The 26,579-nt window shown below is 40.1% G+C and carries 18 protein-coding genes; 4 read left to right on the top strand and 14 right to left on the bottom strand.

Translation table 11 applies throughout. The annotated features are described in order from the left end of the window. Window positions 1-581: 581 nt before the first annotated feature. A complete protein-coding gene (hmpA, locus tag DHW03_RS16295; protein ID WP_109926905.1) occupies window positions 582-1,793 on the bottom strand; it encodes an NO-inducible flavohemoprotein in 1,212 nt (403 codons plus the stop codon). Window positions 1,794-1,894: 101 nt separating this feature from the next. Here hmpA and DHW03_RS16290 point away from each other — a divergent pair, with 101 nt between their 5' ends. Further along, window positions 1,895-2,344 (top strand): RrF2 family transcriptional regulator, encoded by a 450-nt coding sequence (locus DHW03_RS16290; protein ID WP_109926904.1) that lies wholly within the window; start codon window positions 1,895-1,897, stop codon window positions 2,342-2,344. A 35-nt stretch (window positions 2,345-2,379) separates the two neighbouring features. Here DHW03_RS16290 and DHW03_RS16285 read toward each other — a convergent pair whose 3' ends face one another. From DHW03_RS16285 to DHW03_RS16245, 9 genes are all read right to left on the bottom strand, one after another. Beyond that, entirely contained in the window at window positions 2,380-3,237 is an 858-nt protein-coding gene (locus DHW03_RS16285; RefSeq protein WP_165825443.1) for an ROK family protein, read from the bottom strand. 8 nt (window positions 3,238-3,245) lie between these two features. Continuing rightward, a complete protein-coding gene (locus DHW03_RS16280; protein WP_109926902.1) occupies window positions 3,246-4,415 on the bottom strand; it encodes a glycoside hydrolase family 76 protein in 1,170 nt (389 codons plus the stop codon). Window positions 4,416-4,442: 27 nt separating this feature from the next. Then, the gene (locus DHW03_RS16275) at window positions 4,443-6,797 is read right to left on the bottom strand and encodes a GH92 family glycosyl hydrolase (protein ID WP_109926901.1); all 2,355 of its coding nucleotides are present in this window, start codon (window positions 6,795-6,797) and stop codon (window positions 4,443-4,445) included. Between the two features lie 17 nt (window positions 6,798-6,814). After that, window positions 6,815-8,020: a glycoside hydrolase family 76 protein gene (locus DHW03_RS16270; RefSeq protein ID WP_109926900.1), complete on the bottom strand. Its 1,206-nt coding sequence runs from the start codon at window positions 8,018-8,020 to the stop codon at window positions 6,815-6,817. Between the two features lie 46 nt (window positions 8,021-8,066). Beyond that, window positions 8,067-9,194, bottom strand: coding sequence for a SusE domain-containing protein (locus DHW03_RS16265; RefSeq protein ID WP_109926899.1), 1,128 nt, complete (start codon window positions 9,192-9,194; stop codon window positions 8,067-8,069). 13 nt (window positions 9,195-9,207) lie between these two features. Next, on the bottom strand, window positions 9,208-10,830 hold the full coding sequence (locus tag DHW03_RS16260) for a RagB/SusD family nutrient uptake outer membrane protein (protein WP_109926898.1): 1,623 nt from the start codon (window positions 10,828-10,830) through the stop codon (window positions 9,208-9,210). Window positions 10,831-10,853: 23 nt separating this feature from the next. Then, window positions 10,854-14,006: a SusC/RagA family TonB-linked outer membrane protein gene (locus DHW03_RS16255; protein ID WP_165825442.1), complete on the bottom strand. Its 3,153-nt coding sequence runs from the start codon at window positions 14,004-14,006 to the stop codon at window positions 10,854-10,856. Between the two features lie 66 nt (window positions 14,007-14,072). Beyond that, complete coding sequence (locus tag DHW03_RS16250; RefSeq protein WP_109926897.1) at window positions 14,073-15,488, bottom strand: sugar porter family MFS transporter; 1,416 nt, start codon at window positions 15,486-15,488, stop codon at window positions 14,073-14,075. 6 nt (window positions 15,489-15,494) lie between these two features. Beyond that, complete coding sequence (locus DHW03_RS16245) at window positions 15,495-17,315, bottom strand: class I mannose-6-phosphate isomerase (protein WP_205941021.1); 1,821 nt, start codon at window positions 17,313-17,315, stop codon at window positions 15,495-15,497. Between the two features lie 739 nt (window positions 17,316-18,054). On the opposite strand from DHW03_RS16245, the gene DHW03_RS16240 reads away from it, so the two are divergent. Next, the gene (locus DHW03_RS16240; protein ID WP_109926896.1) at window positions 18,055-18,789 is read left to right on the top strand and encodes a GntR family transcriptional regulator; all 735 of its coding nucleotides are present in this window, start codon (window positions 18,055-18,057) and stop codon (window positions 18,787-18,789) included. Between the two features lie 85 nt (window positions 18,790-18,874). On the opposite strand, the gene DHW03_RS16235 is transcribed toward DHW03_RS16240, so the two are convergent. The 4 genes from DHW03_RS16235 to DHW03_RS16220 form a co-directional block, all read right to left on the bottom strand. Next, window positions 18,875-19,237, bottom strand: coding sequence for a response regulator (locus tag DHW03_RS16235; RefSeq protein WP_109926895.1), 363 nt, complete (start codon window positions 19,235-19,237; stop codon window positions 18,875-18,877). Next, on the bottom strand, window positions 19,227-20,792 hold the full coding sequence (locus DHW03_RS16230) for a PAS domain-containing sensor histidine kinase (protein WP_109926894.1): 1,566 nt from the start codon (window positions 20,790-20,792) through the stop codon (window positions 19,227-19,229). Before DHW03_RS16230 ends, DHW03_RS16235 begins: the two co-directional genes overlap by 11 nt. A 312-nt stretch (window positions 20,793-21,104) precedes the next feature. After that, entirely contained in the window at window positions 21,105-22,115 is a 1,011-nt protein-coding gene (locus DHW03_RS16225) for a zinc-binding alcohol dehydrogenase family protein (protein ID WP_109926893.1), read from the bottom strand. Between the two features lie 304 nt (window positions 22,116-22,419). Continuing rightward, window positions 22,420-23,289, bottom strand: a complete 870-nt coding sequence (locus DHW03_RS16220) for a FlgO family outer membrane protein (RefSeq protein ID WP_240618560.1) — start codon at window positions 23,287-23,289, stop codon at window positions 22,420-22,422. Window positions 23,290-23,485: 196 nt separating this feature from the next. Here DHW03_RS16220 and DHW03_RS16215 point away from each other — a divergent pair, with 196 nt between their 5' ends. Both DHW03_RS16215 and DHW03_RS16210 read left to right on the top strand, forming a co-directional pair. Then, window positions 23,486-25,972 (top strand): mechanosensitive ion channel family protein, encoded by a 2,487-nt coding sequence (locus DHW03_RS16215; RefSeq protein ID WP_240618559.1) that lies wholly within the window; start codon window positions 23,486-23,488, stop codon window positions 25,970-25,972. A gap of 220 nt (window positions 25,973-26,192) precedes the next feature. Then, window positions 26,193-26,570: a response regulator gene (locus DHW03_RS16210; RefSeq protein WP_109926892.1), complete on the top strand. Its 378-nt coding sequence runs from the start codon at window positions 26,193-26,195 to the stop codon at window positions 26,568-26,570. The last annotated feature ends 9 nt before the right edge of the window (window positions 26,571-26,579 follow it).

Raw genomic sequence — 26,579 nt, 5'->3', positions numbered from 1 at the left:
CACCTACTAGAGTGCCAATTTTTTGGGTATTTTGGGGAAATCGCTTGAGCTACGGAATTCAAAACGATGAAAAAAAACCCCAAAAAACTACAGACCACCAGAAACAAAATCAAATAACAAATAGGCATTCAACTCAAATAGACTTACTCAATTTCTTTGTTTTGATGCTCTTAGTTTTAAACAAAACACCCCAAACCTATTGGTTTTGGGGTGTTCATTTTGTAAATAAGAATTGCTGATGATTAATATTAGGGCTATGTCGATATTATTTTTCTAAGAATCCTACTTCTCCAATATTATGTCCTGCTCTTGGAGATAGCTGATTGAGCGATTTTACCATTGCCAGCTTAAAATATCTAAAATCTTCAGTTTTGGTTAATGCCAAATATTCTCTTGGTATTTTTAACAAATTCCTGTTCCACCATAAACTTGGTTGATGAAAGGGGGTTGATTTTTCAATAAATATGCCGATCCATTAAGCGCTTGCATAGGATCGGCATTTTAGAAATATCTAGATGAGAGACAGCCAAATTTAGATCTCGTCTCCTGTTTATGAGCCAGAAAAAGGCCTCTCTGATCACTTAGTTTGCACTAAGGACGCTTGGGCCAAACTCTTCAAAAAAGATTTGATTGGATGGAACCCCAAAAGCTTTAAGATCTTGAAGCTGTTTTTCTATGAAAGCGCCTGGACCGCAAATAAAGTATTGGGTTTCTGTTTGATGATGAACTGAATTTAAGGTCTTCAAATCTAAATACCCTTCCATAATTCCCTCTAGTTTATCTTCTGGTGTGCAATGGTTATAAAAAATGTACTTACTAAAACTTGTACCCGCATTGGCTAGCATATCAATATCTGATTTAAATGCATGCACTTCACGTCCCCTACAACCATGAATCCAAGTGATGCCATGAGTATGCTTTTCGGCAACCAACTTGCTTACCATACTGATGAATGGCGTGAGCCCTACCCCGCCACTAATGAATGTAATGGGTTTATTCAATTGCCCCGGAAGTATAAAATTGCCAGATGGTGCGGTAATTTCCACCAAATCACCCTGTTCCATTTGATTATGCAGATGGTTGCTGATCATGCCATCTACATTCATTTCTGCATTCCGTTCTTTTTTTACTGAGATGCGGTAGTGCTTTTCATCGGGTTCGTTTGATATACTATATTGCCGAATTTGGTTAATGCCCAATTCTGGAAGATACACCTTTAAACTAATGTATTGCCCTGGTTGGTGTTTAGGCACCAAACCACCATCTGCGGGAGCGAGATAAAAGGATGTAATTTCGGATGATTCTTTCTTTTTCTGACTAATGGTGAACGGTCGCCAGCCAATCCATCCATGTTCTTGCTGTAGTTTCGAAGCGTAAATATCAGATTCGTGCCCAGACATGATTGCGGCCAACTCGCCGTAAGCTGCTGCCCATGCATCTAAAATTTCTGGACTTGCCGCATCGCCCAACACTTCTTCAATAGAGCCAATTAAATGCTTGCCAACAATTGCATAATGCTCGGGGCGAATATCAATACTCACATGCTTGTGGCCAATCCTATCCAATACCGGCATTAAAACAGCAGGGTTTGCAATGTTTTCTGCATAAGCCAGAACGGCCAATGCCAGCGCAGTTTGTTGTTTGCCACTGTGTTGGTTTCCCAAGTTAAAAATGTTTCGCAACTCAGGATTTCCATTAAACATCCGTTGATAAAAGTATTTGGTTAAGGTTATGCCATGTTCTTTCAAAATTGGAACCGTGGCAAGAATTAGAGATTGTTGTGTTGAATTCATATTAAAATATATTAAGATGTTTTTATCTTTTATTAAGCAAATATAAAACAAATCTTATAAAAGATAAAAATATCTTTTATTATTTTTCTTATCTTTGATGCATGGCTATATTTTCGAAAACCTGTGAGTATGCAATCCGTGCGGTATTTTACATTGCGCAAAAATCCGCATCTGGTATGAAAAGTGGTATAAAGGATATTGCTGCAGAAATCGATTCTCCTGAACTTTATTTGGCCAAGATACTTCAGGATTTGAGTAGAAAAGGATTAATTACATCGACCAAGGGCCCAAATGGTGGTTTTTTTTTGACAAGCGAAATGCTCGAGCTTCCATTAATTGAAGTTGTTAAGGCCGTTGATGGAGATGCGCTTTTTACGGGTTGTGGTCTTGGGCTTAAACAATGCTCTGAATTGCATCCTTGCCCGCTGCACAATGAGTTTAAAGCAATCCGAAACGATATTACATTGATGCTTAGCAATGTGAGTATCGGCGGGTTTAATCAAGAGTTAGCTGAAGGTTTGGTTTCGCTAAAAAAATCAAAGACAGATTAAATTTTTTTAGTCAATTTCGAATTGAGACCAACAACCTAGATAGAGTTTGCTGCACCAATTAATGCGGCATCTTCTCCCTTCGAGGATATGTAAATGCTAACCGGAGTATTCATGCTTTGCAGATGGTATTTCAACTGGGGTAGAAAAAGGCTTGAGGCGTTGGAAATGTTTCCACCGATTACGACGCATGAAAATTGGTCTTTTTTATGAATTCGAGATAGGAAAGTACTGAGGTTGATGCTAAATTCATCAAAAACTTGAAGCAGCGGATTAGCCACTTCAATGTGATCAATTAAATCTTTTACATTTTTTACTGCACGGCCAGCGCATTTTTCATATTGGCTGGTGAACCATTTTGAGGAAAAGAAATCTTCACATATCCCGCCCATAAACGGATGACGCCAGTAATCAGCATCTTTTGCTACACCCGCCGTTCCAAGTGCGGTTCCGAAGCCTGTACCTAGGGTAAGTCCAAAAACTTTTTGATGTGCACTCGCCTCGCCGTATGCTAATTCTCCTTGCAGGAAGCAAGCGGCATCATTAAAAAAATCTATTCGACTGATTTTTTGTCCAAGTTGCTGCAGCATTAGCGATCGCACGTTTTGTTCGTACAAAGACTCGTATTTACCCATGCCAGTCATGTGCGAAATGCCATTTTCATAATCAAATGGACCAGGCATAGCAATCGCCATTTTTCCTGAATAGTTCGTACCTTGAATGGTTTGGGCAATTACCTTGCACCAGTCAAATACAATTTGGGATGCGCTTGCATTTGAATCTATTTTTGATCTCTTGGTTGTTTCAGGGATTACAGTACCTGCTTTTACATCAACCAAAGCTGCTGTAATGTGTGTACCACCGATATCAACGCCTAGGCTTATATGTTCTTCCATTTCTTTTTTTATTTGATGTTCAGTAATCCCAATCGTGCGTAAAGTTCTGCAATGCAAGCCTCGTCGAGCAACCATTTTGTTTTTTTTTTGCTTTGCATATCCGTTGCCCATTTTGCAGTGAGGAAACCATACTGATCGGCAGAAAGTTCCCATGCTTGATTAAGTTGAGCGGTGATGGATTTTAGGTAACGTGGGTTTTGATCGACTTTATACAGCGCTTCGTAACCTCTGAATAAAACGGTAACAAACCATGGCAAATCGATTTTTAATTGAGATGTTCCATTTTCTTGAACGGAAAAGAATTCAAAGGCATTTTTTGCAACGAGTTTTGCTTCTTTCAAATAGGCTTCCTCATCGGTAAATTGATAAAGCAATACTGCCGCCTCCAGCATAGAACCTGTGTTATAGGTGTAATATGTTGGATTTTGCTTACCATCCATTTTAATGTCGTTGTAATAAATTCCTTTTGGATTTCGGAGCTTAGTATGCATCCAGCTGTAAAACCGTTTGCCCCAATCGAGGTATTCCTTTTCTTGCGTGCCTTGATAAAGTTTGAGCGCTGCTAAGGTGGCCATTCCATTGCTACAGGCTGGCTTTTGATCTTTGTGCCCTTCTAGCCAATACACTCCACCTTGCAGCTTTTCATCCCAACCACTTTCTATAAAACGGAATACTTCTTTTGCTTTGGTGATGTATTGGGGGTTTCTGGTATTAAAATAGGCTTCCATGTAATCGATGCACACCAGCGCATTGTCATCATAATATCGATCAGCTTTTTCTAGTGCCACGGGATAAGCCTGATAGCCAACAGGACTGCGCAATGTATCTCTATAAGCTAAAACACCTGTTGTTAGCGAATCTAAATATTCTGTATAATGGGCCTTTAATTCTGGATATTTAACCAACACATTGGCGGCTGAAAACATACCTGAAAAGGGCCATAAAAAGCTTATTTTCTTTTCTTTAACGCCAGCACCTTGAAAATAATCGAGGTTAACGGTTGTACCGGATGGATAATTTTCGCTGAAAAGCCCCGTATAACCTTCTACTCGATAGTGCTTCCAGATTTTGGCAAACATTTCTTCAGCTCTTGCTTGATGGCTTTTGTTTTGAGCAGATTTCTGAGCATAGGTATTCGCAGAGAAAAGCAGAATCAGTACATAAATGATTTTTCTCATATACATTTTTAGAATGGCTATCTGTACTTATTGCACTGATGGCGGGGCTAACTTTGTAGCCCAGTTTTTATTGGGTTTATTGCCCATCTTCAATAAAAGTGTTCCGCCTTGCATCAATTCATCGCGATAAATCCAGGCCTGATTGAGCACCTTGCCATTCCAGGTTGCAGATTGCACATAAACATTGCTTTTTGAATTATTAAGTGCGCTTATGGTGAGGCGTTTACCATTGCCAAGGGTGATGGTTGATTGATCGAAAACCGGACTTCCAATTTGTATGGTTGGTCTAAAATCTGTCAAGCCTTTTACATCGAACAAGCCGAGCGATGACATGACATACCATGAACCAAGCTGACCTTGATCTTCATCTTGCCCATAGCCGTAACCATGGATGCTTTCTGTTCCGTAAAATTCGTCGCATATTGCTCTTGTCCATTTTTGAGTTAGCCAAGGTGCTGAAGAATAGTTGAACAGCCAACTGATGTGTAGATTGGGTTGATTGCCATGGTTGTAAAGCGATTGTATGCCCGCAAATGCATCAATGGTTTTGCCACCGCCAAAGGCATTTTTTCTGGAGGTTTCGAAAATTTCGTTTAGCCTGGTGTTGAAGGTGTTTTCGCCGATTTGACTAATCAATGCTTTAGGATTCTGTGGCACATAAAATGTATATTGTGTTGCGTTACCCTCTTGAAAACCTCTCCAAGCTTCTAGTGGGTCAAATTTATCGATGAATGTTCCATCTGCTTTTTTCGGACGCACCAGTTTTAACTCGCTGTCGAATATGTTTTTCCAACCATTTGAAAGCTGAATAAATTGCTGATAATCGCTTGTTTTACCTAATCTTTTAGCAAATTGTGCGGCTGCAAAGGCACTATAACTGTATTCTAGTGTATGAGAGCCTGAAAAGTGAGATCCTGTTGAATCTGTTTTATCTGCATCTAAAAAAGGAACATAAGCCTTTGAAACAAAGCTTTTCGTATCCATTTTACCTGATCCTACCAAACGATTTTTATAGCCGAGTTCATTTCCTTTTACGGCTTCGTAAGCTAGGTTAAGGTCGTAATCGCGTATGCCTGCCTGATAGGCGCCTGCAATGGCAAGGCCCACAAAATTGGTACCCACGCCAGATACGAAATTGCTATTGGCAATCCCATCTCCAAACCAGCCTCTTTCTTTATAAATTTCTAGCTGGGTGTGCACAAAATCACTGTAATGTGTTGGATATGAAAGTGCCCATAGTTGGGTAAGGTTCCAGAAACCGCCCCAAATGGCATCGGTATTCATAAAATTATAGCTGAATTTGCCTTGTGGATCTTTCGGCAACTGCCCAATGCTTCCATCGTGACGCGGAAAGTTTCCGTTTACATCGCTGGCAATACCTCTACCCAAAAGGGCATGATAAAGGCCGGTGTAAAATTTTGTTTTATCGGCATTGTCTTTACCTGTTACTTTAAGTTTGCCCAAGGAGGCTCTCCACTCCTTTTGTGCGGCTGCTTTGGCACCAGCAAAAGTAAGTTTTTCGGCTTCCGTTTTAAGGTTGAGTTTTGCATTGGCTACTGAGGTGTAAGAAAGGCCAACCTTAATTTCAACGGTTTCATTTTCAGTCGTGTTGTAACCCAAGTACAGGCCTGCACCAATGCCCTTTGATGTTTTTTGGTTTGCTGTAGCCTTTTCATTATTTAAGGCACCTACTGTAAGTGGTTTTTTACTAAGCTCGCCGAAAATATACATCGCCACGCGTCCACCTTCATCGTAAGTTTTAACATATTTGGGATAGGTAATTACATAGCCTTGAAAATGTGTATCATCAATCATTTCTACTGAGGCATCCGTTACTGGTCCGCTTTCACCCTGAACATTTCCTATGGATAGGATAATCCTAGAACTATCTGATTTTGGAAAGGTATATCGGTGGAAACCCACTCGTTTTGTTGCGGTGAGTTCTGCTTTGATCTTAAAATCGTCTAAAATAACCGAGTAGTAGCCTGGCTGGGCAATTTCATTTTTTCTTGAGAAATTGGATCGATAGCCACTTCCGGGTTTATCGAGCTCGCCCGGCACGGCCTTCAGCGTTCCAGCGGTTGGCATAAAGCTTATCCCTCCTACCTGCCACTCATGAAAATGCACAAAACCTTCGATAGAGGTGTGGCGGGTGTCATATCCCACGGCTTCCCAGCCTTGCAAGTTTCCGTAGCTGCCATTTGTTGATGGGGCAAGTTTTGCCATTCCGTAAGGTACGGCCGCAGGGGTGTAAAAAAACCATCTACTGTGTGCGGTACCAATATTGGGATTTACAAAACTCAACACATCTTGTGCGAAGGCTGCAACATTAAGCAAGATTAAAACGAGGAGAACGGCTAGAGATTTATGACCTATTTTCATATAATTGGGATCTATTTTTAATATTTTGAGAGCATTGCCTGTAGCCTTTGCATCCAAGCTTGATCTACGGTTTCCATTTCTGTTGAGCGATTTTGACCATCAAAACCTGCGAAAAAATAATAACCCAAGTTAGTGGTATTTCTGTTGGCAATATTCAGTCGGTTGATGTTTTCTTTGGCGTACACGAGCCAAGATTCATTTTTATCGGCTTCGTAAAGTCGAATCATAGCTTGTGAGCCCCAAGCACACCACGCCGGGTTGATTCTGCTTTCGGCAGTGTTAAACACATAGCCTTTATACAAAGCATTCCAAAGGGTAGTATTCATGGCCCTGCCTAAATTCTGCGCTTTGGTTAAATATGCTGGATCATTCATTACCTTGCTGTAAATCAAGAAGGCTTCTACCATTATGGCATTATCATAGGTAAATTTCTCTGTATGTTTTAGCCCTTCTCCAGCGCCATCTATCTTCCAGATGTAAAGGCCCGTATTTGTATCGAACATTTTTGCACTTAACCAGGCATCAACTTGCCTTGCCCAGTCTCTGTAAATCGATTCTCCTGTTAAGCCATAAAGTTTAGCAAATAGTTGCAGTGTAAGTCCGTTGGTTTGTGTTGGTTTTTCTGGTTTCAGTGTGTTCCAATAAAAGCCTCCGCCATAAACATTATCCCATAAACCACTATTAATTAGCCAGTCGGCGCATGCCTTAGCTTTTGCAAGATAGGCTTGCTTATCGGCGCCTGTTGTAACCTCATAGGCTTCAAGATAAACCATCCCACTTAGGGCATTGTCATCTACATATTTATCGCCGCCGGCACCGCTGCCATCCAAATTAACAGAGGCAAAGTAACCACCACGCAAATCCTTTTTATCCCACATGTTTTCCATGAACTTAAAAGTATTGTTCATGTAAACTAAATAGCTACTTTCTCCTGCTGCAACCATGGCGGCATCTGCATAAATCTGACTTACGTTATACCACTCAAAGCAATTTGCAGCTTTGGATGTGGTATTTGCCCGGTAACTATAACTTCCTGTAAGCAGATTGTTTACTGTAAAATTATGGGTTTCTTTGGCCAACTGAAGGTAATTAACTGGCGCACCAGGCACTACCGGAGGGGTTACAGGTGGTGGGGTTACTGGAGAAGGATCAGCTCCTTTTTTACAGGAAACCGCAAAGAAGAGGGCGAAAAGTAGTACTGTGTATTTGAGTATTGCTTTCATAAAATAGGTTTAAACCACCGGCAACACACCGGTGGTAGAGCTTAACTTATTGGGTAACAATGTTATGCGTATATGGTCCGCTTGCGCCTAAATTAACCGTTGCTTTAATGCTTTTATTATCGGCAGAAGGATTGAATTTATACGTATTGTTCCATTGATCGTTGGTAACGGCATTTAGGTAGAAATACGAAGCGGCTTGCCCTACAGGGCTTACGTTGTTTACATTACTGCTGCCCATGTATTTAATACCTGCCGAAGTGTGGAGTGCAAACTTGTAACGCTCATCTCTACCCCAAGAAAACTGATAGAATACAACAGGTATTACTCCAGATTGCCATGTGCCGCCAGAAGTATAGCTTAACTGGCCAATTTCAGAAGCATAAGCAGACATATAAAGTCCTACACTCTGAATTTCACTCACTTCAACTACACTCGCCACATTAAAATCGTATTTTAAATAATAAACTTTTGTGCCCCCAGTTACGGTAATTGCGGATGTGCCTTCTTTCAACAGGGTGCCATCAGCATAAAACTTTCTTCCCGCAGCGGTTTGTTTGTCGGTAAGTTGATAAGTTCCGGCTTTTAGCGAGGTATATAGTTCATAAACACCATCTTCAAGCTTTTTGAATTTTATCCCTTTGGTTACATCATCGCCGCTTTCTGTAGCCGAACCTGTTAAATAAAGGTCGGTTGGTACTTCGGCGAAGCCTGCGGGGCGTTCGAGTTGAAGCGATCTGCTTTCTTGTCCTACTTTTTTACTGCTGGCCTTTGAAGCAATTACCGTCCAGTTTACTTTACCCGTTGAGGAAGAATTGATGCCACACAATGCCGCAATTTTGGTGAGGTCTTTATGTGAAATGGTTACTTGGGCTTGCACCCCTCCACCATCTGAAACCACTTTAAAAACAGGGTTTGTAAAATTGCCGCCTTCTTTATCGAAGGCTACTTCGTAAAGGATGAGCCCTCCATCTTCAGGCGTTGCGGCTGTCCATTTAAATTGCTGTGAGGCAGATGCATTTGATGGAGTTAGTTTGATACTTGCCTGATTTGCTGGTAAGGTTAATCCTCCAATTGGGCTAATGTTTTCATTGAGTGCTTTCTCATCTTTTTTGCATGAAATTGCAGCGGTGCATACAACGAGCACCATGGCGAATAATTTTTTAAAATTTTTCATATCCTAATGAGGTTTAGTAACCAGGGTTTTGTGTTAAATTTTTATTTAGGCTTATCTCACTTGATGGAACTGCCCATAAATAATCTCTTTGTGGATTGAATTTGCGTTGCTGGGTTCTGATGTAGCCATTATCTATGTTTTGATCGGTTGCAAATTTTGCTCCATGGGCAAAGCCATTCATGGTTGTTTCTGCCACTCTCCAACGTCTAATATCATCTACTCTTAAACCTTCCATTGCCAGCTCTGCTCTGCGTTCGCGACGAATAACGGCCGTTAGGTCGCCTGCAGGAAAGCTCAAAGCTGCTGCATCTGTAAAACCAGCCCTTGCACGCAGTGCACCAATTGTTTTTGCCCAAACTGTGGCATCCATTTGCCCTAGAGCATTTTTTGCCTCTGCATAGGTTAACAACACTTCCGCATAGCGAAACAGGTGTAAATTATTACCAGAAACAAAGCTTGATAATGCAATTGGATCGAAATATTTTCTCCAATAATACCCTGTTGCAGAAGCACTTTGCGAACCTGGCGAATATTCATCCAAGCCTGGTTGAACAGGATCTGAACCTGGTCTGATGTAAATTGTTTTGGTGGTATTGTTCGGATTTACCCATGTATATCGGTCGTAAACTACGGTTGCGGTAAGTCTTGGATCGCGGTTTACATAAGGATTAGTTTCTACATAACCCGAACCTGCTTCTTTAATGCCTTTACCATTTAGCATTACATAATCATCTACCAATTCTTGTGTAGGTGCCATGGCACTTACCCTTCCGCCAACTGTTCGTGGTGCGAAATCCCAGAAGTTTTGCCAAGTTCTAACGGTTGGAACGTATTGTAGAGACAATATGCTTTCGCTATTGGTTTTGTTGGTTGCTGGATCGCTAAATAAAGCACTATAATTTGGTGTTAAAGAATAGGTACCATAAGTTGCTTGATTGTTGATTAACTTCTCGCAAACCGCCACTACTTCGGCCATTTTATTGCCTTGATAAAGCAGTGTTCTCATTTGCAATGCAAGTGCTGCCCCTTTTGTAATCCTGCCGTTTTCGCTAGCGGGAAGCTGATCTTTACTTGGAAGACTTGGAATAGCCGCTTCCAGCTGCGCGATAATATAATCGCTAACTGCTGCCTTTGATGTACGTGGAATTACCTGAGCCTCTTCTGGTGTAAGGTTGTGATCTGGAAGGGGCACATCGCCATACCATTTGCTTAGGTTAAACAAGGCAAACGCCCTCATAAACTGATTTTCGGCTTTCATTCTGGCAATTGTTGCGGCCGGAAGGGTTTTATTTTGGTCGATATTCTCCAAAAATATGTTTACCGATTTTATGGTTCTGTAGTAACTTGCCCAATCTCCTGCAAACTTTGCCGTAAGTGAAGTTGCGTTTCCGCTGGCAATTAGGTTAAGATCTCCCGATGGTGAGTAAGCATTATCAGAAAGTGCTTCGGGTTCAAAGTACAGGGAGCTGTTGTAAAGCAAGCTGTAATTGTTATTAAGCGCGTTGTTTACGTTTACATCCACGGTCCAGAACGTTAAATCTGAAAACCGATCCGTTGGCGCAATATCGAGCTTTTTACATCCTGCGAGTGCCAGGAAGCTTAAAGCGATGATGAGGTTTTTATTTAAAAATTTCATATGAGTAAATCTATCCGTGAATATTAAAAGGTGATATCCAATCCTGCTCCGTAAAAAATTGGCAATGGATATTGGCGGGCACTGTTTGAGCTTGATCCAGTGCTCAGGTTATTTCCGAATTCTGACGTTTCTGGATCAATAAATTTAAGTTTTGAAAGCGTAAACAAATTCTGTCCAATTAGTGAAACCCTTAGGCGCTGAATACCTGCTTTTTGTGTTAATGCTTGTGGCAAAGTATAGCCAATGTTTACGTTTTTTAAACGTGCATAAGCTGCATCATATTTGTAAAGATCAGAGCCTGTTCTCCAGTTGTTGGTGTTGGATGGCGACCCGATGTTTGCAAAAATTGGATAACGTGCATCAGGATTTGCTGGGCTCCAGTAATCAGTCATGTGCTCATAAACGGTTGCACCATAACCATAGTGGAATGGCTCAACAAGCTCTCCACGTAAGAAAGTTTCGCGTTTGCCTACCCCTTGGATAAATAATTGAAGATCGAAACCTTTTACTGCTAAACGATATGTGAAGCCGAAAGTATATCGTGGGAAAGGATTGCCTAAAACCGTTTTATCTTTTGCATCAATTACGCCATCGTTATTCAAATCCTTAAATTTAACATCGCCCGGTACAACTGCATTTCCAGCAATTTTAGGTGAGTTGGTGATGTCTGCCTGATTTTGGAAGAATCCATTGGTTTGATATCCGTAATATTGAGTAATCGGTTCACCTACACGTCTAAGCAACTGGAATACATCTTGGTTGATGATTTGTTCGGTAGCTCCGCCTGATAGTTGAAGCAACTTGTTTTGGTTGTCTGCAACATTGAGGCTAAAGCTTTGGGTTACTTGCTCTCCACGTAAATTATACGTTAGTGAAGCTTCCCAACCTTTACTTCTTACTTTCGCCACATTGAAATCGGGCGTAGCGGCACCAAAAATGGTTGGAATATCTTGTCTTGGTTGAAGAATATCTCTCGTTACCTTGTTAAAATAATCAAAAGTAGCGGTTAACGTATTGTCGAAAAATCCTGCTTCCAAACCAATGTTTAAGGTTGATGCTTTTTCCCAAGTTAGATCTCTGTTGGATAGCAAGGTACCTGCACCACCTACTGGTACATTGTTGAAGCCGTAAGCACTTGCATAGTTGAAATAGGTAGTTTGATATTGGAAGTTACCCACATTCTGATTTCCCAGTACACCATAAGATGCACGAAGTTTCAAGTTGCTTACTGTATTCTTTATACCTTGCATGAAAGATTCTTGAGAAATCAACCAGCCGGCGCTTACCGATGGGAAGAAACTTCCGCGATTGCCTTTGGCAAATTTTGATGAAGCATCGTAACGTGCGGTTGCCTCAAGCAAATAACGATCTCTAAATGAATAGTTTAACCTACCAAATAAAGATTGTAAGCTATTGGAGTTAACGGCAATACTGTTGTTAGAATTGATTGGATCGACAATCGTTCCTGTTGTTGGCGTACCCAATAATTGATCTGTTAATGTTTTTTGAAGTTGGAAGCCACGTTGCGAAAAATTTTCGCTTGAGGCACCTAGCTGAACTTTAAAATCGTGTTCTGCTATTTTCTTTCCATATTCTAAATAAACTTTGGTATTGAAAAGTTGCGATTTGCTATTGGCATCTAATACCGAGCGATCATCTCCATAAACACCAGAAGGCAAATAATTTACTTGAGTACGGCGGAAGAAAGTACCATTGTTTTGCAGTGTACCACCAAACTCACCGGTCAATTTCAAATCTTTGGTAATGCTAAACTGACCATTGAATGATCCGAAAATTTCATCATTATCTGCCTGATTGAATCCACCTTTTTCCAACACACCATATTCGTTGTATTGTGAAGCAAAAGGATTGGTTAAGTAATTGCCATTTTCATCTTGCCAGTTGAAATTATGTGGAACCCTGTTGGCATCGGCAAATATATTGTTATCGCCTACGCTATTGGTTTTGTTTCGGGTTTTGGTATAAAGCAAGATAAAATTGGTACGGAATTTCCCAACAACATTGGTTTGGTTTAACCTTAGGTTGTATTTCTGATAGCCGAATTTTGACCCCTCGCCACCGTTGCCGATGAAATTGCTTTGCTGATCTTGAAAACCTGCTGAAATGTAAAACGCACTTTTCTCGCCCCCACCTGCAATGTTGATATTATGAGACTGTTGCGGTGCGGTACGCAAGAGGTGTTCAATATCCCAAGTACCGTCTCCTTGATCTTTTAGCTGTTGAATTTGATCTGGCGTATAAGCTGGACTTAAGCCCGAGTTCACTAATGATTCATTTTTATAGTACGCATTTTGCCAAGCAGGAACCTTATGTACCAACACATTGGCATCTTGAATACCATAACTACCATTGTAAGAAACTGTGGTTTTTTGATTCAGCTTACCTGCTTTAGTGGTAATTAAAATTACCCCGTTTGCTGCTCTCGATCCATAAATCGCGGCAGAACCGGCATCCTTCAATACCGATACACTGGCGATGTCATTGGGGTTGATGGTGTTCAGATTTCCTCCAACAATACCATCTACAACCACTAAAGGCGTGTTATCGCCCAAGGTACCTACGCCCCTAATGTTAACGGTAACATCACTTCCTGGGTTTAGGTTGGTTTGTTGGATAATTAAATTGGGTGCCTCACCTTGTAGGGCTTGGTAAGCATTTAGCACGGGTTTGTTTTCGATATTTTTCGCGTCAATTGTACTTACTGAACCCGTTATCGATACCCTTTTTTGAGTTCCGTAACCCACCACAACAACATCGTTTAGGGCATTACCTGCTGTAGGCGCCAACTTCACGTTTATTGTTTTTTGAGATGCGATAGCAACTTCTTGACTGGCATAACCCACGTAAGAGAAGGTTAGGCTTGAAGAAATCATATTATCCGGAACAGAAATGCTGTAATTTCCGTTGGCATCTGTAACTGTACCTATTGATGTGCCCTTGATTTGAACACTTACCCCAGGTAAGCCGATGCCCTTTTCATCCACTACTTTTCCACCTACGTTGATGTTTTTTGTGCCCTGCTCTACTGGTGTTAAAGCGAAGGGTTTAGCGGCGAGGTAACCAGGCATAAAGGGCACCAGTACCGACACCAGCAAGGCAAGCTGCCTGCGAGACAGTCGCTTAAATTTTTGTGTTTGGTAAATTTTTAGTCTCATAACATTGTGATTGATTAGGATGCTTTGCAACATCTGAAATATATGGTTAGGTTCTTTTGGTGTTTATTACTTGTTTAATTGGTGGCTTTTTTGCCAGTGTTCATCAATTTCTTCGAGCGAACGTCCTTTAGTTTCGGGTATGAGTTTCCAGGTGAGGAGCAGTGCTGGTGAACAGCAAATGGCGAAAATCCAGAACGTCCACGATGAGCCCAAGCCCTGAAGCATAACTGGTGTAAGCTGCCCAACGAAAAAATTTCCAATCCAAAGGGTTAGCGTTGCCAAAGACATGGCTTTGCCGCGAATACCGTTTGGAAAGATCTCTCCGATAACCACCCAACAAACCGGCCCAAATGAGAAGGCAAAGCAGGCGATAAAGGCAAGGATGAAAATAAGGATCCATGGACCAGAGATTATGCCGAATTGGAAAAGCATACCGATAATGATAAGCGAGATTACCGCCCCTCCAACACCGATATACAGTAATGGCTTTCTTCCCCATTTATCAACCGTAAAAATGGCCACAAAGGTGAATACCACATTTACTAAGCCGATGGTTACTTGTCCACCAAGAGCATTATTTAGCGTAAAGCCCGCCTGTTCTAATATTCTTGGTCCGTAATAAATTACTGCATTGATGCCACAAACTTGAGATAGGAAAGGAAGCAAAAGCCCAATCCACAGTGCCTTACGGTACACTGGGTTAAAAAGTGTTTTAAATGAACCTTCTTCCTCTGAAATTTTACGATTTGAAAAAGCTTCTAATTCTTTCCTTGCCGCAGCTTCTCCATCAATTTTGATGAGTATTTGCGCTGCTTGTTCTTTACGGCCCATCGTTAACAACCATCTAGGCGATTCGGGAACAACAAATAATGCCAATAAGAAAATCAGCGCTGGTAATGCGCCCAAGCCAAGCATGGCACGCCACACTTCACCAGATAAGATCCTTTGCACATCTGCATTCGCATAAGCATCTCCGGTATGACTTGCCAAATATGCATTGGTGAAATAAGCCACCACAATACCAATGGTTAAAGCAAGCTGATACAAGGAAACCATTGTTCCTCTAAGTCTAGACGGCGCAAATTCTGAAATGTAAAGTGGGGATACCATTGAGGCAACTCCGATTCCAATTCCGCCAATTAGCCTGAACACAATTAAGGAAGAGAAAGACCCTGCGTACATGCAGCCCAGCGCAGAGGTGAGGAAAAGGAATGCCGATAGTATTAAAACTATTTTTCTTCCAAACTTATCGCTGAGTTTACCTGAGATAATTACCCCGATAATGCAACCTAAAAGTGCGCAACTTACAAACCAACCCTCGCTTACTGCATTAAGGCTATAATCTTTTGTAACCAAACTTATTGTTCCAGAAATTACAGCAGTATCAAAGCCGAATAAAAAGCCACCCAAAGCTGCAACCAAGCAAACTAAGTACAAATAGGAACGGCTTTTTTTAATATCGATTTGTGTATTATGTATCATGGCGATTTATTTTAAGAAGGCTTTGATTACTTTGGCCTGCTGGTTAGCGTTGTTTACAATCTTATAGCTTCTGGCTGCTGCCGGAATGACGAAGGTTTCAGCATACTGAAAACTCATGGTAGATCCGTCGGCAGTGGTTACAGTAACCGATTCGCCTTCAACAAGCATCAGTACGTGGCAAACATTTTCCGTTTCAACCTCCGCAACTGACTCAAAATCCAAGCGATGCACATCGTAAAAATGTTCCTCGTGGGTAGGCAGGTGATAGCAGGTTAAGTCATCCTTTTGGAAGAGGATGCTCGGTTTAGAAATGAGTTCTTGTTGTACCTTTTCGCCTTTACGAGAAAAATCGAGGTTTTTAAAGGCGTGTTCGATGTTTATTGGACGAGGTTTGCCATTTAAATCTAGTCTTAACCAATCATACATCTTAAAAGTGAAAATATATGGTGTTGCACTAATTTCCAGCACCAGATTTTGTGCCCCAGCACTATGAATGGTTCCGTTAGGGATTAAAAATAAATCATGTTTCTCTGCCTTGTGGCATTGCACATATTGCTCAATATCAAGCTCTACCCCATTTTCATTGCTATCTTCCAACACTTTTTTAAATCCCTCTGGATTAATATCTTGTTGAAAACCTAGATATACACTTGCATCTTTATCGCAGTCGAGGATGTAGTAAGTTTCATCTTGGGTGATGTTTTCACCAAACTCCTCTTTGATATAATTCAGGCTAGGGTGGCATTGTATAGAAAGGTTACCTCCATCAAAGGTGTCTAGAAAATCAAAGCGTATCGGAAATTCATATCCAAAGCGCTGATAATGCTTTCCTAGTACATTTTCTCCCTGTTCGAACATTAACAAATCGAAAGAAACTTCTAAAAGCAGGCCATTGCTTTCAAATACCAACCCATTTTCGGGAACGATCAGTTCGAAAGACCATGCATAATTCACTTCATTTTGATCGAGTTGCGGCATACGGTGTTTCATCCACTGGCCACCCCAAGCACCTGGCGCAAACCAGGGCCTTGCACGGAAAACTGACGTGGACATTTGCTTAAGCCCTGCCCGAACCGCCTCGCCGTAACCCCAATTTATATCTTCTTCCCATTGTGCATCAACAAAAACAGCCACGTTCTTTGCCAATTGCTCTTTATGAGTATTAAGTACAACCCAATCAACAAAATAAAAACGCTTGTACATTTCTGTTTGCTCCTGCGGACTAGACTTACCCAGATTGCAGATTGCTCCAGCACTCATACGGTGCTGCAACTCATTTTTTGGTAAATCAACATAAATTAGAGCTGCATCCCATCCACACAATGAAGCACCACAACCGATAATCAGGTTTACATCGTATTTTTCGTCAACTTGAACACTCTTTAGTGCTTCAAGATCGAGGAAATCAGCTAAACTCAAAGTGGTCTTTTTTCCCCATACGGCTCCACTCTCACCCAAAAACTCTGCTGTAATCTCATCAATCCAATCTTCATCCTTTAAAAATGCAGAGGTTTCTATAACGTTTAAACGCAGGCCTTTTGAAGCAAGTTCCTTTTTTAGGGAACTAATCAAAAGATTCCAATACACGCCAACATAACCATCAATGATAACGGTTTTTTGAGCAGTGATGTACTCAGCCAAGGTTGCATAGCCATTGAAAATCTGTTTTTCGCCAAGCGTAAAGTATGGGTAGATATCATAACCCTGCGGCTTGTTGATTTCTTTCCTAAATGCCGGCATAATTTCTTGCTCGGTTTTTCGCATCGGTTCTTCTATTGACATATCGATATGAGGATTCTGATAAATGTTATTTTGAAATTGGTCCATGTTTGTACAATGTTCTTGCATTTGATATTTTACGCATAAAGAAAGAAAACTTCCTGTCTCGTTAGCGAAGCCTTAATCATCTTCATAGGGCTAAAATTGAATAGAAACTGATATAGACTTAAAAAGAGAAAGGCTTCGGCTCATCATCATGCAAAACTCGGCTATTGAAATAAAAAATCTGGTTAGACAATACATTCTTTAGTATGTATATACAAATGTATTATTAAAAAATTTACTTCCAAACTTTTGTTTAAATATTTTTAAATTATAAGTGCACTTTATCGTTCTAGCCACGGAAGCACAGAAAACACGGAAGGTTGGTTAGTAAAAATCTGCGGGATAATCAATACACTATTTGCCATCGAAGCACGAAAGCATGAAAAAGTTGATTTATTGAAATCTGCATAAAAACCACCTTAATCTGCGAGAAAATTTATACACCATACATCACTGAAACACAGAAACCACGGCAAGTTGATTATTTAGAATCTCGGTAAAAATCACCTTAATCTGCGGGAAAATTTATACATCACACACTATTTAAACACAGAAACCGCGGAAAGTTAGATTATTTAGAATCTGCGGGAAAATCACCTTAATCTGCGGGAAAATTTATACACCACACAACAATTAAACACAGAAAAATTGACCAACTCAAAATCCACTTCAGTGATCTCGCCCCATACAATGTATGTACATAATGCAAATCACCCAAAATTTTTATATTATTGCATTGACTATGAAACTAACGATAGACCATAAAAGTCCGGTACCTTTGCATGTTCAGGCGGAAGCGTTGTTGAGAAAATTGATTGAAAGTCCTGAATATATTGGCGGCAAATTGCTCCCTAACGAAGTGGAGCTATCAAAAGAATTGTGCATATCGCGTACTACTTTGCGCCAATCCATCAACAAGTTGGTTTATGATGGCTTACTCATCCGTAAAAAAGGAGTGGGTACAAAAGTGGCAGAATCAAAATCGCTGAGCTCAAAATCAAAAAACTGGATGAGTTTTTCTCAGGAAATGAGTGCTCGTGGAATTCCAATCCGAAATTTTGAATTGCACGTAAGCTGGGTTTATCCCGAAAAGCGTTTGGCTAGTTTTTTTCAGATCAAAGAAGATAAGAAAGTTTTGAAGCTGGTGCGCTTAAGAGGCCGCCCAGAAGGACCATTCGTTTATTTCGAATCGTACTTTCATCCGAATGTGGGCCTTACAGGTGAGGAAGATTACAAAGCTCCCTTATACGAAATGCTTGAAAAAGAACATTCAGTTGTTGCGATGATTTCTAAAGAGGAAATCAGTGCGTTGCTTGCCGACGAGTTTATTGCCGACAAATTAGAAACAAATGTTGGCGCCCCAATCTTATTTAGGAAACGATTTGTGTATGATATCGAAGAAAGACCAATCGAATACAATCTTGGCTATTACAAAGCCGACAGTTTTGTGTACACGGTAGAAAGCAGAAGAGAGTGATACTCAGCAGAATATAACAACCAAACCAAATTCAAACAGAAGAACCAAAATAAGTTATCGAAATGTCACCCAGACAAATCTGTGATTAAGCCATAAGCCCATCAACCATACCCATCAATTCACTAAAATCAAAAGGCTTAGCGATAAATCCGGTAGCTCCTGCATCATATGCTATTTGCCGGCCTTCTCTGCTGGCAGATATCACAATTACAGGAAGCCCAATAGTAGAAGGATTTTTCCTCAACGTTCTGAGCAGTTGATCTCCAGATAAAACTGGCATCCACAAATCCAAAAGGATAAGATCAGGCGATTCTCGCTCCACAATACTTTTAATATTAAGACTATTTTTTTCAGGTATTACGGTATAAGGACTATCTTCAAATACCATTTCCAGCATATCTAAGATCCCTTCATCATCATCACAGATCAGAATTTTCTTATTGCTCATTATCTTCTTTTGCTTGAATGGGTAAAGTAAAACTGAATGTAGAGCCTTTTTCTTTTTCGCTCTCCACCCAAAGTGTTCCATCGTGGTTTTTGATGATTTGCTCACAAATGTAAAGGCCGATGCCCATTCCTGGGAAACGCTGCTGAATATCTCCCGCCCTGTAAAACCGCTCGAATATTTTTTTCTGATCTTCGGGACTAATGCCAATGCCAGAATCGGTTACAGAGAGTTTTACGTAATTGCTTACTTTAGAAATATACACATGTACCTGGCCAGATTCTGGTGCATATTTAATGGCGTTAGAGAGTAAATTGGTTAACACCTGCGCAATGTGCGATTCATCAGCTGGTACCTGAACACCCGAAAAACCCTCTATAATGATGTTATGATTTTGTGTTGCGGTTTGTATGGCTTCAACGGTTTCTTTAACCATTTTATCAAAATCAAACGGAACTTTGTGCAGCTTCAAATTCCCGGTTTGGATTCTGGAAACATCAAGGAGTTCAGCGATCAAATTATTTAAACGATCGAGATATTTTGCCGTTTTAGAAAGGAAGCCTAAGAAGCGTGCTCCAGAATCTTTTGGCACCATGCGTTCCATGGCTTGTACATACCCTTTAATGGTAGTTAATGGGGTTTTAAGTTCATGGCTGGCGATGGATAGAAAATCATCTTTTCTGCGCTCTATTTCTCTGCGTTCTGTAATGTCTTCAATGGCCAGCAGAATTTGATCTTTATACTGGCCTTCCAGCTCAATCCGGTGTGCATTTAAGAGCATCAGTTTACGCCCAATGTGCGGAAAATCATGCTCTACCTCAAAGTCTTCTACAGGGTTGTTGGTTGGCAGAATATCCGTTAGTAGCTTGCGCAATTGTGGAATATCCCATTGGTGATTACCCAGCTCGTAAAGGCCAGTGCCAACGGTTTCTTCTAGTGAAACTTTAAAAGTTTTGAGAAAATGATCGTTAGCACTAACTACCTTAAAATCAGGATCGATAACAATCAAACTTTCTCTAACGGTTTGTATAATACTGTATAAAAATTCTTGACTTTCCTTCAGGTCTTTTGTTCTTTCTAAAACCTGCTTTTCCATCAAATCCTTTTGGGCACGGAGGTCTTGCTCAGATTTCTTGCGACGGGTAATATCATTCTGCACGCCTATAAAATTGGTTACCTTACCATCATCCCCTACAATTGGAGAAATGAATAATTCATTCCAAAACAAGTCGCCATTTTTGCGATAATTCCTGATATCTACGGTACACACTTCGCCATTGGCAACCGCTTCTCTAATGATGGCCCTAGCCCTTTGTGAGCGATCGGCACCCTGCAAAAAACGACAGTTGTGACCTATGATTTCTGAGCGACGATAACCGCTCATTTTTTCGAACGCCTCGTTGCAATAAATAATTGGATTATCAGGTAAGAGATTGTCCGTGATGATAATACCCGAATAAGAGGCATCTAATGCCCTGGTCAGAAGCTTAAAATCTGCCTTGATGTCATCTTTGGAAAATGCAAATTCCCCATTATCAAATTTGTTCAATATATCCATGCTTTGAGTGAAAACCTTGATTCATCATTGACTTTTATTCAAAGAGACCAGAAGTTAAAAAACAATTAATTTGCCCAGTATTATATCTTATTAAGGTATATAAACTAAAATCAGGGGCATTTGGTTTTTGTGCATAACCGTTTTTTTGAAAAAAAGATAAATCTGTTTCTAACGCTAAATGGCAAGCGTAATTTGATTTTCTTAATGGAGCTGGAAAGGCATTAATTTAGCAAATATAAAAGCGCATCAAAAACGCTAAGGCTCTTGATGCGCTCAAAATTCTACTCAATCTTTGTTTATTTTAAGGGTATTCTAAAACAAAATAACCGTTTTACCGATGGTTTTTCCGCTTTCCAATAATTGGTGTGCCTCTTTAATGTTGGCTACATCGAATCCTTCAAGCACAGTATTCAGAGTGGATTTCAATATGCCATCTTCAAACAATTTCTTGGCTCGATTTAAAATATTTCCTTGCTCGCCCATGTCTTCGGTTTGAAACATTGAACGGGTAAACATCAACTCCCAATGGAAACTTGCACTCTTGCTTTTCAACTGTCGAAGATTTACTTCATTTGTTGGATCGCTGATTGAGCCGATATGGCCTTGTGGTTTAATGAGTTGCACGAAGGCTTCCCAATATTGATTTACATCTACAAAATCTAAAATATAATCTACATGCTCAAAGCCGGCCTGCCTAACTTCATCAATTAGATTTCGGTGATCTACCACCACGTCTGCCCCATAGTTTAAACACCAATTTTTACTATCTGGCCGTGATGCTGTTGCGATTACTTTAAGGCCCGCGAGTTTCTTAGCGATTTGTATTGCGATAGAGCCTACACCCCCAGCACCACCAATAATTAAGATTGATTTTCCCTTATCTCTTTCGCCTATTCTTATTCTATCGAAAATAATTTCCCAAGCGGTTAGCAAGGTAAGTGGCATGGCCGCAGCTTCAGCAAAAGATAGATTATCAGGTTTATGGCCCATAAGACGTTCATCTATGAGCTGATATTCTGCATAACAACCTTGTCTATTGAGATCTCCCGAATAATACACCACATCGCCCACTTTAAAATTTCGAACATCATCTCCTATCCTGTCAATTACCCCACAGGCATCCCAACCTATTATTTTTGGTACCTCTAGATTTTTATCTTTCGCACTCCCCTTTCTCACTTTAAAATCGACCGGATTGACACTTATGGCCAAAATTTTTACCAAAATATCTCTTTGTGTGGGAGTGGGTTTTTCTATTTCAAATTCGATAAAACTCTCCTCTTCTTCTATCGGAAGTGAGGTTTTAAAACCGATTGCTTTCATAAATTAATTGTTTAATGGATTGTATAATTTCTTATTCTTTGTGCTAAAGTGCACATTAAAGTTTAGGAAATTAACGATTACTTATTCTGTGTATTATAGCGTATTCTGCTGTCACTTCGCTATCGATTGTTAAAACAAAGGCCGAATGATAATGTTTGTCGCATCTTGTGCTGAAAGATCGCTTCGTAAATTGAAACCAAGCCCGATGCCTAAAAAATAGATGTGCCTTTTACGAATAATAGCATAACACCAAAATAGCTAGGACAAAAATTGATGGGATTAATCTCGTAATATGGAGCCTAGTTTATTTTCGATACAGCGGACATCTTTTCAGCAAGTACTCCAAGGGGCCACTGTAAGATCCATCGGTATTGCTTAAGAAAGCTTTATGATTTTCGTTGTAAATGCTGGCATTGTTATCCATATAAATCTGCAAACTCACACTTACATCGTAACGCTGAACAGCACTACTACTCGAAGAACCGTAACTGGAAACGCCCTTAACTTTATCTGCATCATCACGCTTCACTTTCGTATCGTCACTAGCTGAAGTGTAACTGGTTTGGTAACCTTTGTTTTGGGTAACTGTGCCATCAATTACATATTCTACGCCTAAAATATCACAAAGATTTTTCATCGTAAAACCGATCATCTTATCGCGGGTAGCACCTGCTTGTACCAGCATGGCATTGGTTGTACGTGGATCGAGAATGGTATATCCTGCCGAATGCTGATTAAGCAATGCGAAGGCGTCTTGCTGTGCCTTCAGGCCAATTTGGTCGGCACCCGGTTGATTGTCCATTAAAAATGTAAAGGGTAGTATAGCGATCTTATTATGATGATCTGCGGGGGTTGCCGTCATGGCTACCTGATCTTTTTGCCGGGTTTCAGCTGGTGCACTTACTTGAGTGATGTTTTCTACACGCCCACTAGAATGGATAATTTGTGAGATATCGTCTTTTTTGATTACATATTCAGCCGTTTCTCCAGCATAAACAAAGGATACATCCGTATCTGTTATTCGGATAATTTTGCCTTTCAGCTCCTCCCCGTTTGATTTTTTGATTACATCTGTTTTTTGATTGCTCTGATTTTGAGCGTATGTGCTGACAGCTATCATCAGACACATAAAAAATAGGGAGAATTTTTTCATGGGTTTTCTGGTCTTTCCCATAAAATTAAAAAAATATTCTTTTGATTAAAAATAAAGCCAAAAAGTTATGAAAATCAATTACAAGGGCGTATTTCCCAAAATACAGCCGACAAATGTGCCAGTTGCAACTGTGCGTCTTTTATTTATGGATTGAATAGATGTTAGAAATTTGGATACATTTTGAATTTTATTTAATATTGAATATAGAGTGTGTGGCATGAAAATCAAATTCCCTTGGATTACTGTTGTTATTTTAAGCTTTGTCCTCTCGGCGAACACCAGCTTAGGGCAAACTAAAATTGAAGATACGACGAAAGTAGAATCAGGGAAAACCAAAGCAAAAGGCTTTCTGGCTAAAATTCAGGATTTTTCGAAGAAATCTGCCAAAGAAAGTATTGAAGACTTCAAGGCAGATCAGGTGGCCATGATACAGATAGAAGTCATCAATAAAATCAGGCTAACCATTCAAGAAGCCAAGGGCTTTCTAAAAAATGGTATCGACACGGTTACGATAAAGAAAAGAATGACCAGGTTAAAAGATGACTACCATACTGCTTCCGACGGGGTTTTTATAAACTTAGGCACCACTCAAACGTACAGAAATTTGGCTGCAACAAAACGGGTATTAAGGGAACTATCTTTGGATGCCAAAAAAATAAGAACCTTATTAGAGATTAAGCAAAAAGGCTTAGCAGGTTTTCATTTTAAAATAGACTCTCTTTCTACGGCACCGGAACTTTTTATCTTCCCTAAAGATTCAGTCCAAACCGTAGATTATTTCCGTACACTGGCCTCAGTTGCGGTTGAGGCTGCTCCTGTAGATTCTGTATTAAAAACCTCCAATATCCAAGTTCAAAAACTTTTAAACAGCTATAACCTCACCATTAGCGAGTTGCAAAATGCTGTAGAGCAGGTAGAAACTTTTGAGCGACAAATGGCCAACGAAACACTGGCCAGAGAAGTACCCAACATATGGCAGAAACAGCTTCATTTCAGGCCAATTACGGATATAATAAAGTTTTCGCTCAATAAAAATATTTTAACTTTTAAATTTTATGTTTTAAATAATGCTGGTAGACTTTTCCTAATTATTTTGCTTGTATTGGGTTCTTTTATCTATTTGAACGCACTCCAGAAAATTTATCGTGAAAAGGGATTGATCAATAAAGAAATGAATGGCCAACTTGCAATCCGTTACCCAGCATTGTCAGCTGCACTGATTGTGCTTAGCCTATTTCAATTTTTACTGATATCCCCTCCATTTTTGCTGAGTTTTTGTATTTGGATAATTTGCTGTGTGTGTTTAACTATTGTATTTAAGAATTTCATTACCACCTACTGGATGCGGGTTTGGTTATTGATGGTTGTATTCTTTTTATTTGCATCAGCAGGAAACTTATTATTGCAGGCATCGCGTGTAGAGCGTTGGTATATGCTTGTGGTAGCATTAATTGGCGCAATAGTAGGCACAATCATCATCCGGCAAAAAAGAAACCGCGAGCTCAAAGAGAAATGGATAGCCTATTCTATCATCATCATGATACTCCTTGAGCTAATATCCATAATTCTAAATATTTACGGTCGATTTAACCTCGCTAAAACCCTCTTTTTAGTGGGTTTTCTAAACGTAATTATTGCCATCCTTTTTCTTTGGGTAGTGCGGTTAATCAATGAAGGATTGCTATTGGCCTTTGAGGTTTATACCGTTCAAGACAGAAAGTTGTTTTATTTAAATTTTGGTAAGGTAGGCAGTAAAGCACCTGGGCTTTTGTATTTTTTACTAGTAGTGGGCTGGTTTGTATTATTGGGACATAATTTCCCAGTATTTGATTTGTACTCTAAACCAGTACTTGATTTTATGAGCGAGGAGCGAACGCTTGGAAATTTTAGCTTTAGCATAAACGGGGTCTTGTTATTTTTCGTGATTATGACCATATCGGTCATACTGTCTAAAATCGTTTCTTTTTTCACGTCCGACGATCATTTGGTTGGCAGTAAGAACGACAATACTACGAAACGCGGTTTGGGAAGCTGGGTATTGCTGTTGCGCATCAGCATACTTTCAACAGGGCTTTTTTTAGCCATTGCCGCCGCAGGGATACCGATGGAACGCATCACCATCATCATTGGTGCGCTAGGTGTGGGCATTGGTTTTGGTTTGCAAACCTTGGTTAACAACTTGGTTAGTGGGCTCATCATCGCTTTCGAAAAACCAGTAAATGTGGGCGACATTATCGATGTTGATGGTCAAGGCGGTACGGTAAAGTCTATCGGATTTCGAAGCAGTGTAATTACAACTTGGGATGGTGGAGATTTGGTCATGCCAAATGGAGACTTGCTCAATTCACACCTAATGAACTGGACACTTTCAGGAAATCGGAAACGCTTATCTTTGGTAGTCGGTATAGATTATGGGGCAGACCTTGAAAAATGTAGAGCCATTGTTATAGAAATTTTGGAGGCTGAAGATCGCATATTGAAAAACCCCAAACCGGCAGTTAATTTCGAACTGTTTGGTGATAGTTCTATCGAACTCAGAATTTTGGCCTGGACCCATCACCTACGCGAAAATAACCCCACCAGAAATGACATCATCATCGCCATAAACGAAGCATTCAAGAAAAATAACATTAAAATACCGTTCAAACAACAAGAAATCTATCTGCACCCAGCGCCTAACGAAAATCCGACTGATCACCTATAATGAAATCGGGCAAAATTTAACGGATGTACTTTAGCTAAAAATTGTTATCAATTTAAAATAATCTGCGGATAAGGCCTCATTCGCTACAATTTATCAGTGTTTCAAAATCGGTCAATAATGGCTAAAATAGGCGTGGTTTACCGAATGAATATTAAAATTAAATTTCGCAAAGCATTTTAAAAAATATCTCACTAACTTAGTTTACCTAACGACATTGAAAATGGCTAGAATCCTGGTAGTCGAAGATGACTTCAGTAATGCTGACGTGATCAAACAAATGCTCGAAGAGGAGCATTTTGAAGTAGAGAGTATCAATACTCCATGGCTTATCGCTCAGTCTATCAACCACTTCCCTCCCGATTTGATTTTGATGGACATTTTGCTGCGTACAGGCGATGGAAGACTTTTTTGCAATTCATTAAAAGAAAACCCTGATACCTGGCATATTCCAATGTTGCTCATCACCGCCATGCTCGAGTCTGAAATTCCACGTGTGCCATGCCTGCCAGATGCCATTATGCTTAAACCCTTCGATTACCATAAGCTCACAAAAACAATAAAAATGCTGCTTCAACATTCTGGTGAATTCCGAGAATAAAACAAACTC

It is taken from the genome of Pedobacter yonginensis (assembly GCF_003173595.1).
Classification (GTDB): domain Bacteria; phylum Bacteroidota; class Bacteroidia; order Sphingobacteriales; family Sphingobacteriaceae; genus Pedobacter; species Pedobacter yonginense.
The sequence above is the reverse complement of the archived record's forward strand: the minus strand, read 5'-3'. Positions and strand labels throughout refer to the sequence as shown.